Source organism: Kamptonema formosum PCC 10802, from assembly GCF_000332335.1.
In the GTDB taxonomy this organism is placed as follows: Bacteria; Cyanobacteriota; Cyanobacteriia; order Cyanobacteriales; family Oscillatoriaceae; genus Oscillatoria.
Map to the genome: position 1 here is coordinate 1519626 of NZ_KB235948.1, position 16856 is coordinate 1536481.

11 protein-coding genes are annotated in these 16856 nt (G+C 55.0%); 5 read left to right on the forward strand and 6 right to left on the reverse strand.

Features of this window, described 5'->3' with window-relative positions; genetic code table 11:
- Nucleotides 1–149: 149 nt before the first annotated feature.
- The gene (locus OSC10802_RS0106510) at nt 150–1160 is read right to left on the reverse strand and encodes a sensor histidine kinase (RefSeq protein WP_017715979.1); all 1011 of its coding nucleotides are present in this window, start codon (nt 1158–1160) and stop codon (nt 150–152) included.
- Nucleotides 1161–1594: 434 nt separating this feature from the next.
- Between OSC10802_RS0106510 and OSC10802_RS0106515 the strand changes: the two genes are divergently transcribed.
- Nucleotides 1595–1900: a hypothetical protein gene (locus OSC10802_RS0106515; RefSeq protein ID WP_044169991.1), complete on the forward strand. Its 306-nt coding sequence runs from the start codon at nt 1595–1597 to the stop codon at nt 1898–1900.
- 550 nt (nt 1901–2450) lie between these two features.
- Here the strand turns inward: OSC10802_RS0106515 and OSC10802_RS0106520 are convergent.
- The 3 genes from OSC10802_RS0106520 to OSC10802_RS0106540 all read right to left on the reverse strand — a co-directional run bounded on the left by OSC10802_RS0106520 (nt 2451) and on the right by OSC10802_RS0106540 (nt 5902).
- Complete coding sequence (locus OSC10802_RS0106520) at nt 2451–3935, reverse strand: hypothetical protein (RefSeq protein WP_017715981.1); 1485 nt, start codon at nt 3933–3935, stop codon at nt 2451–2453.
- Nucleotides 3936–4370: 435 nt separating this feature from the next.
- Nucleotides 4371–5249 (reverse strand): acetylglutamate kinase, encoded by an 879-nt coding sequence (argB, locus tag OSC10802_RS0106535; protein ID WP_017715983.1) that lies wholly within the window; start codon nt 5247–5249, stop codon nt 4371–4373.
- A 92-nt stretch (nt 5250–5341) separates the two neighbouring features.
- A complete protein-coding gene (locus OSC10802_RS0106540; protein WP_017715984.1) occupies nt 5342–5902 on the reverse strand; it encodes a shikimate kinase in 561 nt (186 codons plus the stop codon).
- 5 nt (nt 5903–5907) lie between these two features.
- On the opposite strand from OSC10802_RS0106540, the gene OSC10802_RS48995 reads away from it, so the two are divergent.
- A complete protein-coding gene (locus OSC10802_RS48995; protein WP_155967422.1) occupies nt 5908–6084 on the forward strand; it encodes a hypothetical protein in 177 nt (58 codons plus the stop codon).
- A gap of 376 nt (nt 6085–6460) precedes the next feature.
- Here the strand turns inward: OSC10802_RS48995 and OSC10802_RS0106545 are convergent, their stop codons facing one another.
- Nucleotides 6461–12964 carry a PPC domain-containing protein gene (locus OSC10802_RS0106545; RefSeq protein ID WP_155967423.1) on the reverse strand — a complete coding sequence of 2168 codons (6504 nt, stop codon included), beginning with the start codon at nt 12962–12964 and terminating at the stop codon, nt 6461–6463.
- A 163-nt stretch (nt 12965–13127) separates the two neighbouring features.
- On the opposite strand from OSC10802_RS0106545, the gene OSC10802_RS0106555 reads away from it, so the two are divergent.
- On the forward strand, nt 13128–13343 hold the full coding sequence (locus tag OSC10802_RS0106555) for a hypothetical protein (RefSeq protein ID WP_017715987.1): 216 nt from the start codon (nt 13128–13130) through the stop codon (nt 13341–13343).
- 764 nt (nt 13344–14107) lie between these two features.
- Entirely contained in the window at nt 14108–14647 is a 540-nt protein-coding gene (locus OSC10802_RS0106560) for a tetratricopeptide repeat protein (RefSeq protein WP_017715988.1), read from the forward strand.
- Here OSC10802_RS0106560 and OSC10802_RS0106565 read toward each other — a convergent pair.
- Entirely contained in the window at nt 14644–15300 is a 657-nt protein-coding gene (locus tag OSC10802_RS0106565) for a HEAT repeat domain-containing protein (protein WP_017715989.1), read from the reverse strand. The genes OSC10802_RS0106560 and OSC10802_RS0106565 overlap by 4 nt on opposite strands.
- 236 nt (nt 15301–15536) lie before the next feature.
- Here OSC10802_RS0106565 and OSC10802_RS38945 point away from each other — a divergent pair, with 236 nt between their 5' ends.
- On the forward strand, nt 15537–16202 hold the full coding sequence (locus tag OSC10802_RS38945) for an IS607 family transposase (RefSeq protein ID WP_017715990.1): 666 nt from the start codon (nt 15537–15539) through the stop codon (nt 16200–16202).
- Nucleotides 16203–16856 lie beyond the last annotated feature (654 nt).

Consider the following 16856-nt stretch of genomic DNA (forward strand, 5'->3'; position numbering starts at 1 on the left):
CTTACTCTCCTAAACGATAAAAAAAACTAATGCCCCTATGGAGGAAATGGGGAAACCCATCTATCTGTCATGTAGGAAAAGTTTAGGGGGTTGGGATGTGACAGAGCCTTTGAGCTGCAACTCCCCAGATTTCTCCCCAAAAGCCGCACCTAAACTGGAATTCCTGCAACGCGGTTTCGATCGCCGGTGCCCCCCTGCCCACAGCTTCCCTCTCGGCACGCCTTGGACTGGCGCACCGGCAGTTCCACAATAAAGGTCGTGCCAACACCAGGCGTCGAAAGGCAATAGATTTCGCCTCCGTGGGTTTGCGTGACAATCTGGTGGGAAATGGACAGCCCCAAGCCGGTGCCCACGCCCATCGGTTTAGTAGTAAAGAACGGCTCAAACACTCGCGCCAGGACATCTGGGGGCATGCCCAGCCCGTTGTCGGAAATACTGATCGAAACTCGGTCTGCGCTCACCACTTCAGTCGCAATCGCAATCCGCTTCGGAACGCAGCAGCCATTACTCGCTTCCTTCGCCTGGAACGCATCAATCGCGTTAGAGATCAGATTCATAAAAACCTGATTCAGCTGATTGATGTGGCACTCCACCGGCGGCAGATCCCCAAACTGCCGCAGAATCTCAATCTTTTGCTTGTACCGGTTGTGCAGCAGCACCAGCGTACTTTCAATGCCGGCATTCAGATCCGCCGGTTTCATCTGCGCTTCATCCAGCCGGTAGAAATTCCGCAAGTTGAGAACCAGCTCCCTAATCCTGTCCGCCCCCAGCTTCATAGAGTCAACAATGCGCGGCAAATCTTCCACGACAAAATCCAGTTCCGCCTCCAAGAGCGCATCTTCCACCGCAGAGCTTTGGCTCGGGTAAGCCGACTGGTATGCCTCCAGAACCTTCAGCAGAGCGTCTACATGCTCCTCCACATAGGGCAAATTCCCGTAGATAAAGTTAATCGGGTTATTAATCTCGTGGGAAATCCCGGACACCATCTGACCCAGCATCGACATTTTTTCCATTTGCACCAGATGTTCCTTCATCCGCTGCATCTCTGCCAGCGCTTCAAAGAGGCACTCGTCTTTTCCCTGGAGTTCCCGGGTCAGCTCCCCGACTTTTTGCTCCAGTCTTGCGTTGCGTTCTTGCAGTTCCTTCACTAAATTATCCATTTTCCCCAATCCCCCTTTTCCATTCACTTACTGCCGGATTCACTACAGAAAACCTTCGGGCGCTCTGCCAGCTTCATTCAAGACTCACAGTCTTGTGCGGTTGGCTGTATTAAATTTTTCTAGATTGGCCGACCGCCCGATAAGAAATGTAATATTAAAGAACCGCATGCTTCTTCATAATGCGTGAAATCGTAAGGGCGGGTTTAACGGTCGATTCGGCACGCTCGGGCGGGGTGGGGAACTTTGAGTGCGTCGAGTGCGTCCCGATTTGACACACTCAGCACAGGTGAGAAGCCCTCGCAACCCTTGCCAGCCCTTCGCGTTTTAAGCCAGGGCTTTGGTAAATATACAGGCAAGCAGAACCCTTTGGCGCAACCCGGCACACAAAAATTTACACCCCCGAAAAACCGGCACCCATCCCAGCCCGGATACCTGTGCCACAAGTGTGCCACAAGCGCGACACAATGGCCATTGAAAGGCTCCTGGAAACGGAATCGAAGCTGCACTGGCGCATCCAGCTGGCCCATTCCATTACTTTCCCCAGAGCGCAGCGTCACCCGATCTCCAAAACACCTGTCTCGCTGGCATGTCCGGTTTCCCAAAAGGGGCTGCCGGCAGATCAACAGCAGAGACTGACGCATCAGTGCCCGACTTATCTTTACTTTACCTATAAATTCAAAACGTCTACTGTGAGCCAGATCACGGTAGAACATGCTTCTCGTCAATTTCTCGCTGGCTAATTCCCGCCCCCACACCTCTGTACCGCCTTGCGCAGATAAGTTTGGTGCGTTCCCCCGAACCCCACCCGAATAGCTCCGCACTCCCAAGCTCAGTAACCGCCCTTATAACACAGCGAGCGAGGAAATTCATCGCCCTTGAGCAATAGAAATATAGCGTTTCTCATCCTGGGTACGGAGAAACCCGGTTTCTTTAAGAAACCGGGTTTCTGGGGCGCACTTCATCCAACTGAGAACCGCTAGAAGTAAGGTGCGCTCCCCTGGAACTAACCCTGCAAGCGCCCAAGCGTGATAATATATAATCAAGGGCTGTTAGCGAGGCCGGTGAGGCTTCCAGCCCGGCGTGAAAATAAATCCCGTTTCCGGGATTGAAAAAAAGAAAGAAAACGAAACGAAACGAAACGAAACGAAACGAAACGAAACAGCTCCCACCGGCTCCCCTCACCCCTCACCCCCAAAACAGAAAGGGAGAGTGGGAAATTCCCCCACTCTCCCCTTCTCCTCACTCCTCACTCCTCACTCCGCGCCAGACGGTTTCCTCCTGCTAGCTGCACTAGCTAGAAGTCCCCTTTTTTTTGCTAGCGAAGTCAGCTTTGCCAGTATTACGGACATTCATAACCTTGCTCAGTAAATCAAACCAAAAAGATGAACCCATCGAAATGGCTAGCCCACTGACGAGCCAGCCCAAAAACTGCTTGAGATAGGGAATAGGCCAGCTTTCCTTGACCTGCTGTTGCTGGTTCGCCGCGCTCCACCCCACCGGCATGGAAACGTCCTCTAGGGATTTTCTAACGCTTGTCTTGATTTCTTCCAAAGGCTCTGCGGTCTGAGCCCCTTTACTGACCACCTGCTCTGCATTCTCTGTAATCGCGGCTCGCAGCACAGAATCTTTTGACAAGCTATTCACGATGTAGAACGTATCGGCATTGGCAGTCACAGCTACCACTAAACCAATCAAAATCGCCACCCCTTTGGCATTCCGCTTATAGACCCCAGACGCTCGATCCATTGAGCGGTCGAACCAGGTTTCAATTTGCTTTTGCAGGTTGCTGATGTCATCATCAATGCTGTAATCCCCACTTTTCACACGGTCTGCCAGTTCAGCCAGACTCTGCTTGAGAGACGCCGGCAAGCTATCAATTAACGCAGCAATTCCTTTATAGGTGGGGCTGTCCTTATCTTGAATCGCCCGTTCAAACTCTGCGTAGAGTTCCGGATTTTTTAGAAGGACTTTAATCAACTCCGTTAAACTCGGCTTTAGGGTGAGCAGCAAGGCTTTTGTCTCAGCTGCCCCAAAAACATCTTCTCTCAGCAATTCTAGCCGTCTGAGAAACATCTCCCCCGACGGCTCGCCCGCGCCCAAGGCAACCTTGCAATTTTCAAAATAGGTGTTCAGCTTGCCCGACATCCGCTCAACAGTCACCTCCAAGCTCGTTCGACCGGCTTGTAAATCAGCAACCAGAGCGTCAAGGCTTTCCCCCAACTTATTCAGATCTCTCTCAATTAAGTCTCTCTCCCCCTCCCCCAGATTCGATTCATTTAAAATCTCGACTAGCTCTCCCAAAAGTCTATCTTGCTTAAACCGCTCTACGCGCGAAACAGTCAGCGCCTGAGCCAAGGGTTTGAGTTTCAAGGTGTCAACGAGCGTCCGAGCAAATGTCTCCGCAGGAATGTAAGAAGGACCCGAAGATTTCCCGTCAAAAACGCTGTCGCTCTTCGGCACAAACCGGCGATACAAGCCCACCACTGCCTCGCTCAACCGGCGGAATGACTGGGCTAGCAGTCCTTTCGCTTCCTGATTCAGGTTCCTCAGCAGGGGGTGATCGTAAAGTGAATTAGCGATCTCTCGCGCTTTCCGAGCGTTCGCACTGTCGTCACTGCCACCGGCGATCAGCACTTCAATTGATTTCTTTAAATGTTCCGCTCTCCACTGCAGCAGGGTGGTGATCAGTTCTTGAATTTCCGAAGCCAGCAAGCTTAATATCAGATAAATAAAAATTAAGCCTACGGCAATATCCACAATCAGAGGGATGTTCATGTGTCTCCAGGCTCAAATCGATTTATCCATCTACAGCACCTCAGCAGTCCCCTCCGGAATTTTGGCCGCTCCTAATTATAACATTAAAATCGCATATTTGGCAATTCCGTTTTTTGCCGGCGGCTCCTGAGCGGGCCGGCGGGTTCGCGGATGCCGGTGCTCACGTTATATCCAATCCCCTTACAGGTGCGAAAAACCGCACACCCCGGAACGCTTCTTTCGGCAGTATTTTTTTCACAAAAAGGGTTTTGAAGAAGGGAAAATGCGGAGAGATTGCCAGGGGAGGGTTTTGAGCGTTAGTGTGCCGGTTTAACGCACGCAGCCTTTCATCCCCGCAGGACAGGCATCTCGCCTGTGCCGTCGCCTGTGCCGGCGAAATCCCAACTGGCTTGCAGCGCCACCGGCACCGGCACCGAGCCGTTACATCTTATACTCCTACCCAACAATCATCGAACCGATCCCCTCATCAGTAAAGATTTCTAGCAGCAGGGCGTGGGGAATGCGACCGTCAATAATGTGAGCGGCGTGCACCCCTTGAGCCAGGGAGCGCACGCAGCATTTCACCTTAGGAATCATCCCGCCGCTCACCACGCCGGTGTCGATTAAATCCCGAGCTTCTTGAATCTTCAACTTACCAATCAGACTCTTGGGGTCTTTCGCATCGCGCAAAATGCCGGCAGTATCCGTCAGCAAAATCAACTTTTCCGCCCCCAAAGCAGCGGCGAGTTCGCCCGCCACCGTGTCCGCATTGATATTGTAAGCTTGCCCGTTTTCGTCTTCCCCCACACTGGAGACGACGGGAATGTAGCGGCTGTTGACCAAGGACTCCAAAAGTTTTGTATTCACCCTAGTCACCTCGCCGACAAAGCCCATCCCTTCTTGACCTTCCGGACGAGCTTTGAACAAATTGCCATCTTTGCCGCACAGCCCCACTGCCGAGCCACCGGCTTGATTAATCAGCGAAACCAGTTCCTTATTCACCCGACCGACCAGAACCATTTCCACCACATCCATCGTGGGGGCATCGGTCACCCGCAGACCATTCTTGAATTGCGGCTCAATGCCCAGTTTATCCAGCCAGCTGTTAATTTCGGGCCCGCCACCGTGTACCACCACCGGTCGCATGCCGATACAGGACAGAAACACAATGTCCCGGATCACCTTATCTTTCAGGGAGCTGTCTTTCATCGCCGCGCCGCCGTATTTGACGACAACGCTGCGACCGGCAAACTGCTGGATGTAGGGCAGCGCCTCACTGAGGATTTGCACCCGCATAGCTTCAGCTTCCTGGACGAAATCTTGTTGGGTAGGCATGATAATTACAATCACACAAAAGGGCGTCAATTGCAGTTTACTGGCAGCTAGGGTTTCTCAACCACCTGCATTTCTTGACAATTTGCCACCGGCTAGCTGGACTCACCGGCACCCGTCACCTCAGGTCTGAGCACCTTGCGCACCCCCTCAATCACCCGCGCCGCAACCTGTTGGGGCGTTTCCCCCTCCCCAACGCTGACGCGGACATCAGCTTGTGCGTACAGCGATTGCCGCTCCTCCAGAAGCTGCTGCAATTTTCCCTTTGGGTCAGGGTTTCTTAACAGTGGGCGGGTGGTATCCTCTTGCAAGCGGGCCATCAGCAGCTCCGCAGGCACGTCCAGCCAGACCACAATCCCGTGGTGCAGGTAGCTCCAGTTGTGCCGGCGCAGCACGATCCCCCCGCCCGTGGCCACTGTCAAATTCTTGTACGCCGCCACTTCCCCGAGCACCTGCGCTTCCAGTTCCCGAAACCCCTCTTCCCCCCGCTCAGCAAAAATCTCACTCACCGACATCCCCGCCACTCGCTCAATCAGGGCGTCCGTGTCCACAAAGCGATAGCCCAACTCCCTGGCCAAGATGCGCCCCACCGTACTCTTGCCCGCACCCATCATACCAATTAAATAGAGATTGACCCCTTTTAACAAATTGTCCACTGCCTGTGATTCTCCGCTATATCATTTCCGGTGGCGTCGTTGCTGCCAAAGCAGCCGGCGCTTCTTGGCGCTCCCTGTACTGGCACCCCTTGGCCCCCTTCCGCTTCCAGGGACAGGCACAAGACCCGCCCCTGCTGCTTTCCCCAGCCGTTGCAGCCGCACTCTTATGTAGACCTAAATAAACGGAATATCCATCATCCAGGTTTCAAAAAAGCACATTTTTAATGGCCTGCGGTTTATGGTCGCTACTATTATCCGGTTAATCATTTTCACTTAATTGCCGGAGTGCTGCCTCTCTTTGTTGATATAGCAGCAGCCACTTAGGTTCGTACATTTCGGCCTCTTTTGCACCCCCGCACTCCGGCTCCTATTGTCCTAACCCATATTACTACTGGGATATAGACGTAGGGCAGCGTCTGGCTGCCCTGAAGGTCTAATGTTTTAACCTAAGTGCATACTGCTATATTAGCCGGCAGCAGGGCTCAAAAGCACCCTGCAAAAAAAAGGGTGCGTTATTAACGCACCCTGGAGAGCGGATCAATTATCCAGAAAAAGTCCCTACACAACCGGCGACAGGCTCAGACTGTAGTCGGTCTGTTCCCAACTGCTGACCTGAACCAGGTAGCTACCGGCAGCTAATTGCTGGCTGAGGGATGCCGGATTAGCGCCATCACCATAACCGGAATTGAGATATTCCTGATTGCTGTCGTAGAGCGTCAGGCCCGCACCGGCACTCAAGCCATTCAGAGTCAGGCTGACCGTGCCGGCAGCCGGGAGGGTAAAGCTGTAGTAATCATTCGGGTCAGCAGGGCTCCCCACCCAGTCAGTCAGGGTTTGGGCAGAACTCAAGTCACCCAGCGCTGTCGCCTCCTGCGGCGTGTCGCCACCATTGTCGGGGGGGATAGCTTTAGCCGTTGCCGACAGGTTGAGAGCGTAGTCCACATCACTGGTATATGTGCTGACCTGAGCGAAGTAAGTCCCCGCCTGCAGGAGCTTAGTGGCGGCTGCTACAGTCGTGCCGTCACTCCACGCCCCAGTGACATATTGCTCGTTGCTGTCGAGCAGCGACACAGAGGCAGCGCCGGTCAAGCTGTCAACACCCAAGCTGACCTCACTGGATTCGGCCAGGGTGAATTCGTAGGTGTCCGTGAGGTCAAGACGGCTGTCCACCCACTCACTCACGGTTTGCGGCTGGCTCAAAGCCCCCAAGTCTCGAGCTTCCGCTGGCGTGCTGCCGGCAGTATCTTGCGGGATAGCTTCCTCCGTCGCCGACAGGTTGATCGTGTAGCCGGTGCCACCGGCATACCCGCCGACAAACACGTAGTAAGTGCCCGCATCCAACAGGCTGCTCAGCGATGCCGGTGTCGTGCCGTTACCCCATGCGTAATTGATGTAATTGCCGCTGCTGTCGAACAGGTTGACATACGCGCCCTGATTGCTCAAACCATCCAGGGTCAAGTTCAATTTACTCGATTTGTCGAGGGTGAACTTGTAGTAATCAGCCGGGTCAAGATAGTTATCCACCCAGTCGCTCGCAGTTTGCGCCTCGGTCAAAACACCCAGGTCGTTCGCCAACTCCAGTGTGTTGCCGGCATTATCGGCGGGGATTTCTTTGGCAGTCGCCGACAAGTTGAGAGTGTAGTCCGTCTCGCCCCAGTAGCTTTCGACCGCGACGTAATAGGTGCCCGCCTGCAAGAGGCTGCTGAGTGATGCCTCTGTCGTGGCGTCACCCCACCCGTAATTGATGTAATTCCCGCTGCTGTCGAACAGATTGAAACTCACACCGCTGCTCAGTCCCTCGAGGTTCAGGCTCACTGAACTGGAAGTGTCCAGGGTGAACTTGTAGTAATCGCTGCGGTCAGCAGGATTCCCCACCCAGTCACTCACAGACTTACTGCCGCTCAATACGCCCTGGTCATTAGCCTCGGCGGTGCTGTTGCCGGCACCATCTAGCGGGATGGCTTTGACAATCGCCGACAGGTCGAGCGTGTAGTTGCTGTCTTTCCCATACCCGGTGACCTGCAGGAAATATTTGCCCGCAGCTAGCAGGTTTGTCAGCGAGCCGTCTGTCGTGCCGTCACTCCACGCCCCATTGATATACTGCCCGTTTTCGTCCAGCAGATTCACGTACCCGCTCTCAATCAAGCCTTTGAGATTGACGCTAAATTGACTCGGGGTGTCGAGGGTGAAGGTGTAGTAATCGTTGGGGTCAGATTGGCCCACTGACTCGCTGACAGATTGCGGCGAGCTCAGGCTGCCAATTTCTGTTGGCGGAGTCCCTCCCCAGTTGAGCTGGTAGTTCGTCTGGCTGCCATACCCCTTGACTTGGAGGTAGTAAGTGTCCGGCTGCAACAGGGTGCTGAACACTCCCAAAGAGGTGCTGTCACCGTAAGCCGAATTGATTTGATGCCCGTTGCTGTCCAGCAGAATGACACTCGCGCCGCTGCTCAGTCCAGCCAGGGTGAAGCTGCCCTCACTGGTGCTGCCCACCGTGAAGCGGTACAGATCGTCAGTATCGTCGGCGGTTACGGAGTCGTTAAGGGTTTTAATTTCGCCCAAAGTGCCGATATCCTGAGCCGATTGCAAATCAACTGGCTCAACCGGCGGCATGGGATCGATTGCAATACCCCCAGCTGCAGAGATCATTTTTCCTGGTGCTTGGTCCGCTGCAACCATTCCAAGCCCACCTGCCGCAGACATCGATGCCGGCGCTGGCGTCGGCGTTGGCATCGGGGTTGGCGTCGGCGGTGCCGGTGGCATCCCCCCGGGCACTGGAGCTGCCCCTGCCCCTGGCACCATCCCTGCCGGTGGCATCCCCCCGGGCACTGGAGCTGCCCCTGGCCCTGCTGGCACCATCCCTGCCGGTGGCATTGCTGCGGGCGCAGACGGTGCTCCCGATGCCGGTTCGCCATCGATCGGCTCGTCAATAGCGATCCAGTCCTCTTCACTATCGATCGGCTCGCCACCCACAGCCGACCCGTCGGGATTTGTCCCCGGTGCCGGTTCGCCAGCGGCTATCCCCTGCTCTACCGGCACCGGCACCGGCATGGGCACCGGCATGGGCACCGGCACCGGCCCTGGATCGCCGGCGCTGTTGCCCGAACCCGGTACCACCTCCAGGGTGTACTCGGTATCGCCTTGATAGGTAGTGACCTGAACCAAATAGGTGCCCTCCTCTGGTAAGGAGAAGCTCACCGATGCCGGTGTGGTGCCGTCACCATAAGCCCCAGTGATATATGCCTGATTGCTGTCGTAGACATACACAGACGCACCGGCACTCAAGTCATCGAGAGTCACGCTGCCTCCACCGGCACTGTCGGTGGAGAACGTGTACCAATCACTAGAGTCAGCCGGGTTCCCCACCCAGTCACTCACGGGTTGGATAGCACCCAAAGCGCCCAAGTCCACAGCCTCCTCTGGCGTGTTGCCGGCATTATCAGTGGGGATAGCTTCCGGCGTCGCCGACAGGTTGAGATCGTATTCCGTGCTGCCCCAAGACGGAGAAAGCTGGATGAAATAGGTGTCCGCATCCAAGAGGATATTCAGCGAATCCGATTGAGTGCTGTCACCCCATATCCCGCCGATCCAGTTCCCATTCTTGTCGAGGAGAGACAGAGATGCGCCTTGCCCAGTCAAGCCCTCCAGAGCCATGTTCAACCGGCTCGATTCCGTAAGGCTGAAGGCAAAGTAATCTGTGAAGTCGAGACGCGAATCCACCCACCCGCTCACGGTTTGCGCAGCCCCCAGTGCGCCGAGCTGCTGAGCTTCCTCTAAAGTCTCGCCGGCAGGATCGTCCGGGATGTCTTTGGGCGTCGCCGACAGGTCCAGGGTGTAGCCGGTGTTGCTCCAAGACCCATCGACCTGAATCAAATAAGTGCCCGCCTCCAACAAATTAGTCACGAACCCAGGATTCGTGCCGTCATCCCAAGCCCAATTGATGTAATTCCCCTCGCTGTCGAAGAGAGTGACATACGGACCTGCGCCGCTCGCCCCATCCAGGATCAAGCTCAACTCACTGGGTGTTTCCAGGGTGAACTTGTAGAAATCTGTCGGGTCAACAGGGTTCCCCACCCAGTCACTCAGGGGGGACTGGGTATCGCTCAAGACGCCCAGGTCTAGAGCGTCTTCTTTTGTGTTGCCGGCATTATCGGCGGGGATAGCTTTGGGCGTCGCCGACAGGTTGAGCGTGTAGTTGGTTTCGCTACCATACCCAGTGACCTCGCCGAAATAAGTGCCCTCGTTTAATAAGAGGTTACTCTGTGATGCCGCTGTCGTGCCGTCACTCCATGCGTAACTGATGTAATTCCCCTTGCTGTCGAAGAGATTGAGATACCCACCCGCGCTCAAGCCATCAACAATCGCGCTCACTTCGCTGGATTCCTCCAGGGTGAAGGCAAAGTAATCCGTGGGGTCCGCTGCGCTCAGCGAGTCGCTGACCGGTTCTGCCTCCCCGCTCACGGTGCCAAGATCGGTTGGCGCTGTGGCTTCCAGGCTGAGCTCGTAGTTGGTGTCGCTGCCATCGGCGCTGACGTACACGAAGTATGTGTCTGGCTTCAAAAGGCTGCTCCCCGAGCCTGACTGAGTGCCGTCACTCCATGCCGAACTGAGATAATTCCCTTCGCTGTTGAGCAATTGGGCGTAGGCACTGCTGGTCACTCCCGAAAGAAGCAGGCTGACTTCAGTGAGTGAATCCACAGTGAAGCTGTAGAGATCTCCCCGGTCAGATGCTCCCACAGAGTCGCTCACGGTTTGCGGCGAGCTCAGGCTGCCAATATCTGTTGGCTCTGTCACTCCCAGGTTTATAGTGTAGTCAGTCTCTCCGCCATAGGAATTGATTTGAGCGAAGTAATCACCTGGCTTTAACGGGCTGGTTAGGGATGCCTGTTGACTGGCGTCACCATAAGCCGAATTGATTGGATACCCCCAAGCGTCCAGTATAGATATGTATGCACTGCTGCTCAATCCGCTGATGGTGAGGTTGAACTCTCCAAACTCGCTGACGGTGAACCGGTAGTTATCCTGTGGTTCGGCTTCGCTCACTGAGTCGTTTATGTTTTGAATAGCGCCCAGGTTTTCGTCCAAGAGGCCGAGATCCTGATAGTTTTCCGGGGGTTCGGGATTGTACGGCGGCATCAGTGGCGAATCGAGCACATCCCCAGCTTCTGGCATTCCTGCTGCTGGTGAGGTTGATATCCCCGGTGAAGCTGGCATTCCCCCTGACGCTGGCACGGACGATGGCCCAGGCATCTGCCCTGACATCCCCGGCATCTGCCCTGGCATCCCAGGCATCTGCCCTGGCATCCCTGGCATCTGCCCTGGCATCCCCGGCATCTGCCCTGGAAATCCCCCTTGTGGCGGTTCTGAGGGCGGCATGTCTCCGTCTACTGGCGGGACCGGCTGTACCGGTGGCATATTGTCGCTGTCAGTTGGCGTGCCGGTGGTTGTGTCTGTCGAGCCCGTTGTGCCGCCGGCATTACTGTCGGTGGTTGTGGAAGTCGAGCCGGTTGTGCTGTCAGTTGGCGTGCCGGTGGTTGTGGAAGTCGAGCCGGTTGTGCTGTCAGTTGGTGTGCCGGTGGTTGTGGAAGTCGAGCCGGTTGTGCCGCCGGCACCCGTGCCGGTGGTTGTGTCTGTCGAGCCGGTTGTGCTGTCAGTTGGCGTGCCGGTGCTTGTGTCTGTCGAGCCGGTTGTGCTGTCAGTTGGCGTGCCGGTGCTTGTGTCTGTCGAGCCGGTTGTGCTGCCGGCATCTGTGCCGGTGGTTGTGGAAGTCGATCCAGTTGTGCTGTCAGTTGGCGTGCCGGTGGTTGTGGAAGTCGAGCCGGTTGTGCTGTCAGTTGGTGTGCCGGTGGTTGTGTCTGTCGAGCCCGTTGTGCTGTCAGTTGGTGTGCCGGTGGTTGTGGAAGTCGAGCCGGTTGTGCTGTCAGTTGGCGTGCCGGTGGTTGTGGAAGTCGATCCAGTTGTGCTGTCAGTTGGTGTGCCGGTGCTTGTGTCTGTCGAGCCGGTTGTGCTGTCAGTTGGTGTGCCGGTGGTTGTGGAAGTCGAGCCGGTTGTGCTGTCAGTTGGTGTGCCGGTGGTTGTGTCTGTCGAGCCCGTTGTGCTGTCAGTTGGTGTGCCGGTGGTTGTGGAAGTCGAGCCGGTTGTGCTGTCAGTTGGCGTGCCGGTGGTTGTGGAAGTCGAGCCGGTTGAGCTTTCCGCCCCCGTCACCGGCGGTAGTGGTAGCGACGCAGTTGAGCTGTCATCTGCCGTGCTGGTGCTTGTGGAAGTCGAGCCTGCTGTGCTGCCGGCACCCGTGCCGGTGGTTGTGGAAGTCCCCGACGCGGTTGAGCTGTCATCTGCCGTGCCGGTGGTTGTGGAAGTCGCCGGCACCGTTGAGCCAGCAGCCACCCCTAACACTTGCGCCCAGTCAACGTTTGGCAGCTGCTCCATCAAGTCATTGATGGTGAAAGTCTCACTAAACTTGCGCCCTTCTTTGAACCCAAAATTTAACAGGTGGTCAAACAGCTGTGCGCCGCTAAGGCCGGCCAAATCTTCGCTGCTCTTCTCGTAGGACTTCAGGTCGATCCACCGCGAGAACTGGCGTTTTTCCGCCATGCCATGAGTCACGAGATGCTCAAACAGCTGTCTGTTGCTCAGGCCGCGTAAATCCTCGTAGCTCTCCTGATAGAACTTCAGATCGACAAACGGCGAGAACTGGCGCTCCTCAGCCATGCCATAAGTCACCAGATGCTCGACCAGTTGCTCTGAGTTCAGGGAAGCCAAATCGGGGTTGCTCTCCTGATAGAACTTCAGGTCGATCAGCGGCGTGAACTTGCGCATCTCACCGACACCGAAGTTTTCCAGGTGATCCCATAATTGTTGTTTAGTGGTCAGCCCTGCTGCTGCCAGGTCGGGATTGCTGGCCGCATATAAGTCCAGATCGATCTGCAAGGCTGAACACTGACGGCCCTCTTCTACCCCATATTGTTCAAAGTGGTCGCGTAACTGTTTCTCCGTAGTCAGCCCTGCAGCTTTTAGGTCTGGATATCGCTCCGCATAGTAACTCGCATCAAACAGGTTTACGCGCATGCTTTCACTCCTTAACTACTTGTTTCCTGCGGAAGATGCAAAATGCCCTGACGCAAAATTATTCAATGAGTTCCCGATCTAGCTCTCTCGCCACTCTTGGCCACTCCCCCTTACTGTAACAAATTTTTTACTTTCCCCTCTGACAAAGCCAAATCTTGCCGGCATGTCTATTTGCATTCATTTGCAATCTGCAACCCGCCGGGGGACAGGGATATGGGGGCTGGGGGATGAGGATGGCAAGCTTTTATCTAAAGGCACCCACGCTTATCCCCATCAAAAAAGTTCGGGTTCGGAAACGGATTTAACTGGGCAGGAGTTGAGCGAACTCTCTCAAAAGATTGGGTCATTCTCAAGTCAAAAAATTTGCTATTTTAGCTAGAATAGCACATCTCAGTACACCTGTCTACACCCAATCGGGTGAGCGAGTTCTCAACCCTCAAAAAATGGATATGTCCCGAGGCTCGCTTGTGGGGAGGGGGAGAGGGAGAAATCGGGGGATTTCGCAACCCTCTTTGGAGATCGGGGGGCGGGGGAGAGGGGGAGAGGGAGGAGAAATGGCTGGCGGCTTGCGCCGGTGCGCATCCCGGTGAGTAGATTTGTTTCAATCCCGTTTCCGGGATTGGTTAGCCTAAAAATCTTGTCCTCCTACTCCCTGCTGAAATCACTGTCGCATTGATATGGGCTGCGCTCCCACAACCGGGATGCTCCCGTAGATTTAACCGCAGACCGGCAGCGCTAACACCGGCAGCGTTTTGGGGAGAGTAGAAATTCTGAATTCACCGGCACAATCTCCCTGACATCTTCTATAGCAGCAGTCATATTGGTTAGGACATCAGTGACCTAGGGAAAAAGGCGTAGGCCCGGCGTAGCGCTTACGCGCCGCTGCGCTAACGCCGTGCCTCTTGATATAATGTCCTAACCTAAGTGCATACTGCTATAATTTCCCCTTGTCAGATTGGCAAATAAATGCTAATTTAAAGGGTTGGGCAGTAAAGGGGGCGCGGGCTGAGGGGCAGCGGAAGGTTTTGATATGTGAGACTCCCTAGCTGCGGGAAGTGGTAAAAATAAATAAGGTGCGGGCTTCCCAGGGCACCGCCGGCATTTGGGCCCATCCTGACGGCCACTCAGGGGTAAAAAAACAGCGTGAGTTCGGAAAGCTTAGAAATCGTCAAAACCCAGTACCAGGCTGGCAAAGCGGCCTTTGAGCGTGGCCAGTACCGCCAGTCGGTCCAGCATTTGGAAAAAGCCCGGGATCTGGTTGAGCGCAACTCCAGTTTGGGGGGAGAGGTGCTTCTTTGGCTGGTGACGGCTTACGAAGCTGCCGGTCAGCGCGCGGAAGCGATCGCCCTGTGCAAGCAGCTGACGCTGCACCCCTATCTGGAAACCCGCAAGCAAGGACGCCGGTTGCTCTACATTCTGGAAGCCCCTGAATTGCGCACCCGCCCGGAATGGCTGGTTGAAATACCCGACTTGACGGCTCTGGATAAGGGTGAGGAGCGGGAAGCGCTGGTCAGCAAACCGTCCTCGGTGAAGCGTTCCCCTCAGCGCCGAAAGCAACCGGAACCGGAGCCTGCCGATCTGGGCCAAGTGAATACAAAAGACAACCGATTTATTTGGATCGCCCTCGCTGTGGCGGTGGCGATCCTGGGCAGCTTGCTGTGGCTGTCACAGGCAACTGGCTAAAGCAATCCTTCCAGCACGGCGGCAACAACCCGATGATCCTCATCGTGTCTGAGCCGGCTGAGGGCTTCCAATGCCGGTGGGGCGTCAAATTTTCTCAGCGCCTGCGCCACTCGCAGGCGAATGCGCCACGAGGGATCGCTGGCGTGCGCCAGCAGATGCTCCAGCGCTTGAGCCTGTTTAGCCGTGCCGGCAAAGATGCCGAATGCCTCAATCGCCGCTTCCCGCACGGTCAAGTCCGGGTCGGCCTGAGCGCTGGCGCACACCTCAAACAGCGCTTCCGGGTGTGGCAATTCCACCAGCGCCGCCAGAATGCTGCGGCGTACCAGCCAGTGGCTGTTGTCACGAAACGCTCTCAGCAAATGCGGGACTGCCGGCTCTCCATACAAGGACACGGAGTTGGCCGCTTCCGCCCGCACATTATAGTCGCTGTCGCTGCTGAGGAGCTCGATCAGGGCGTCAAAGGCTTCAGGGCTTTGCTTTCTCCCCAGTCCCATCGCCACAAACGAGCGCACCAAAAATTCCGGGTCCCGCAGTTTGGTTTTCAGCAGGGGAACCGCCACCGGCGGGTCATAGTTCCTCAATGCGGTCAGCGCCCGCAGACGAGCTTGCGAATCAGAACTCTTTAAACCGGCTTCAATCTGATCGATGTCCATGCTGCTATTTGCTAGAGATCGCACTTAATACTTAACATAACTTTACAAAAATTCGCGCCCAGGCGTTCCCTCCGACCCCAAAACGGTGAAGTCCCGACGTTGGACAGCCATTCCCTCCGACCCAACAATGGGGAAGAGTCAACTCCTCGGAAACGATTTACTTAACATCGCTTGACAAGGCTTGACAAAGCTTAAAATGCTTGCTAGATTGGAGAAAATTTAGTAAGGAGAGGCAGATGGCCAACTATGTGCCCGCAAGAGTGGCAACAGCCAAGCTTGGGGTTTCACTTAGAACGCTCCTCAGGTGGGAAGAAGCAGGAAAAATCCAAACGATTAAAACGCCAAACGGACAGCGCCGGTACAACATCGACTCAATTCTCAATCCCCTGCCTACCAGCAAACCAACCATCCTGTACGCCAGAGTTTCCAGCTATTCTCAAAAAACTGACCTGGAGAGACAAGTTGAGTTTCTTCTCTCTCACTACCCAGAGTGTGAAGTCATCCGAGACATCGGCTCGGGACTCAGTTTTAAACGAAAAGGGTTGCTGGGCTTATTGGAACGAATTTTGTCAGGCGATGTCGGAAGGGTTGTCGTTACCAACAAAGACCGACTGTGCCGCTTCGGTTACGATCTTATCGCATGGCTGTTAGCGCGCTGCAACTGTGAGATTCTGGTTCTGAACAACCACTTGGGGAAGCCAGGGGAGGAGTGTTCCTACAGCCCCGAGCGAGAGATGCTTGAAGATTTTCAGGCTATCCTCCATATTTTCAGTCGCAGGCTCTCCGGACTCCGCAAGTACAAAACAAACATTAAAGAAGATCCTGACTTGCAGGGGATATGCCAAAGTAAAAACAGAGAAAGTTTGGAAGCTGCCCATTCGCGCACACCGCAAGGTGTGTGACAGAGCCCTCACTGACTTAAAGGAGCATCAAAGCTTTGATTGCAGCAACAGGACAAAAAACGACTGGGGAGAATGCATTTAGAAGTTTATATAAAAGTTTGGCAGGTGAAATAATCCCTCAGGGCTCAAATCATAAGGTGAGGAGGCGGCGGTAGATAATGCTTTATTTGAGGCGTATGCGGAGCCGGCTAAACCCAAGCGTGGGGAGAAGTTCCCTAAGTGCCTACTGCTATAATAGAAGTAGGGGGCGATAACTTCCCCGGTTGAGGTTGAAGACCGGCCTAAACACCTGAAATTTATCCCCTTAGGCACCCGATTAACTTTTAGTCAACCACAGCAGCTATTAAGCTATTCCGCTTTTAATCTGCTTATTGGGAAAAGGAGGCAGAGCCTCCAAAGCAGCGTTCCCAGTATCGGCCTGGGAACGAGGGGATAGAGATGGATAGGGCAAATTAAATGCGCCACAGCTTAGCGCTCTCATTGCCAGCAGATCAGAGGAAAAGCAGGGGGGTATGAGTGCGGCGGTGGGTGACGGAGTTTTCCAAAAAACTTTCCGGCAGTATGATATACTGAAAAACCCCATTCCCAATCCCCAATACCCAATCCAAAATCCGGGCATCCCCAATGCGGAAAGCGAAGCGGCTCCATAGGAGC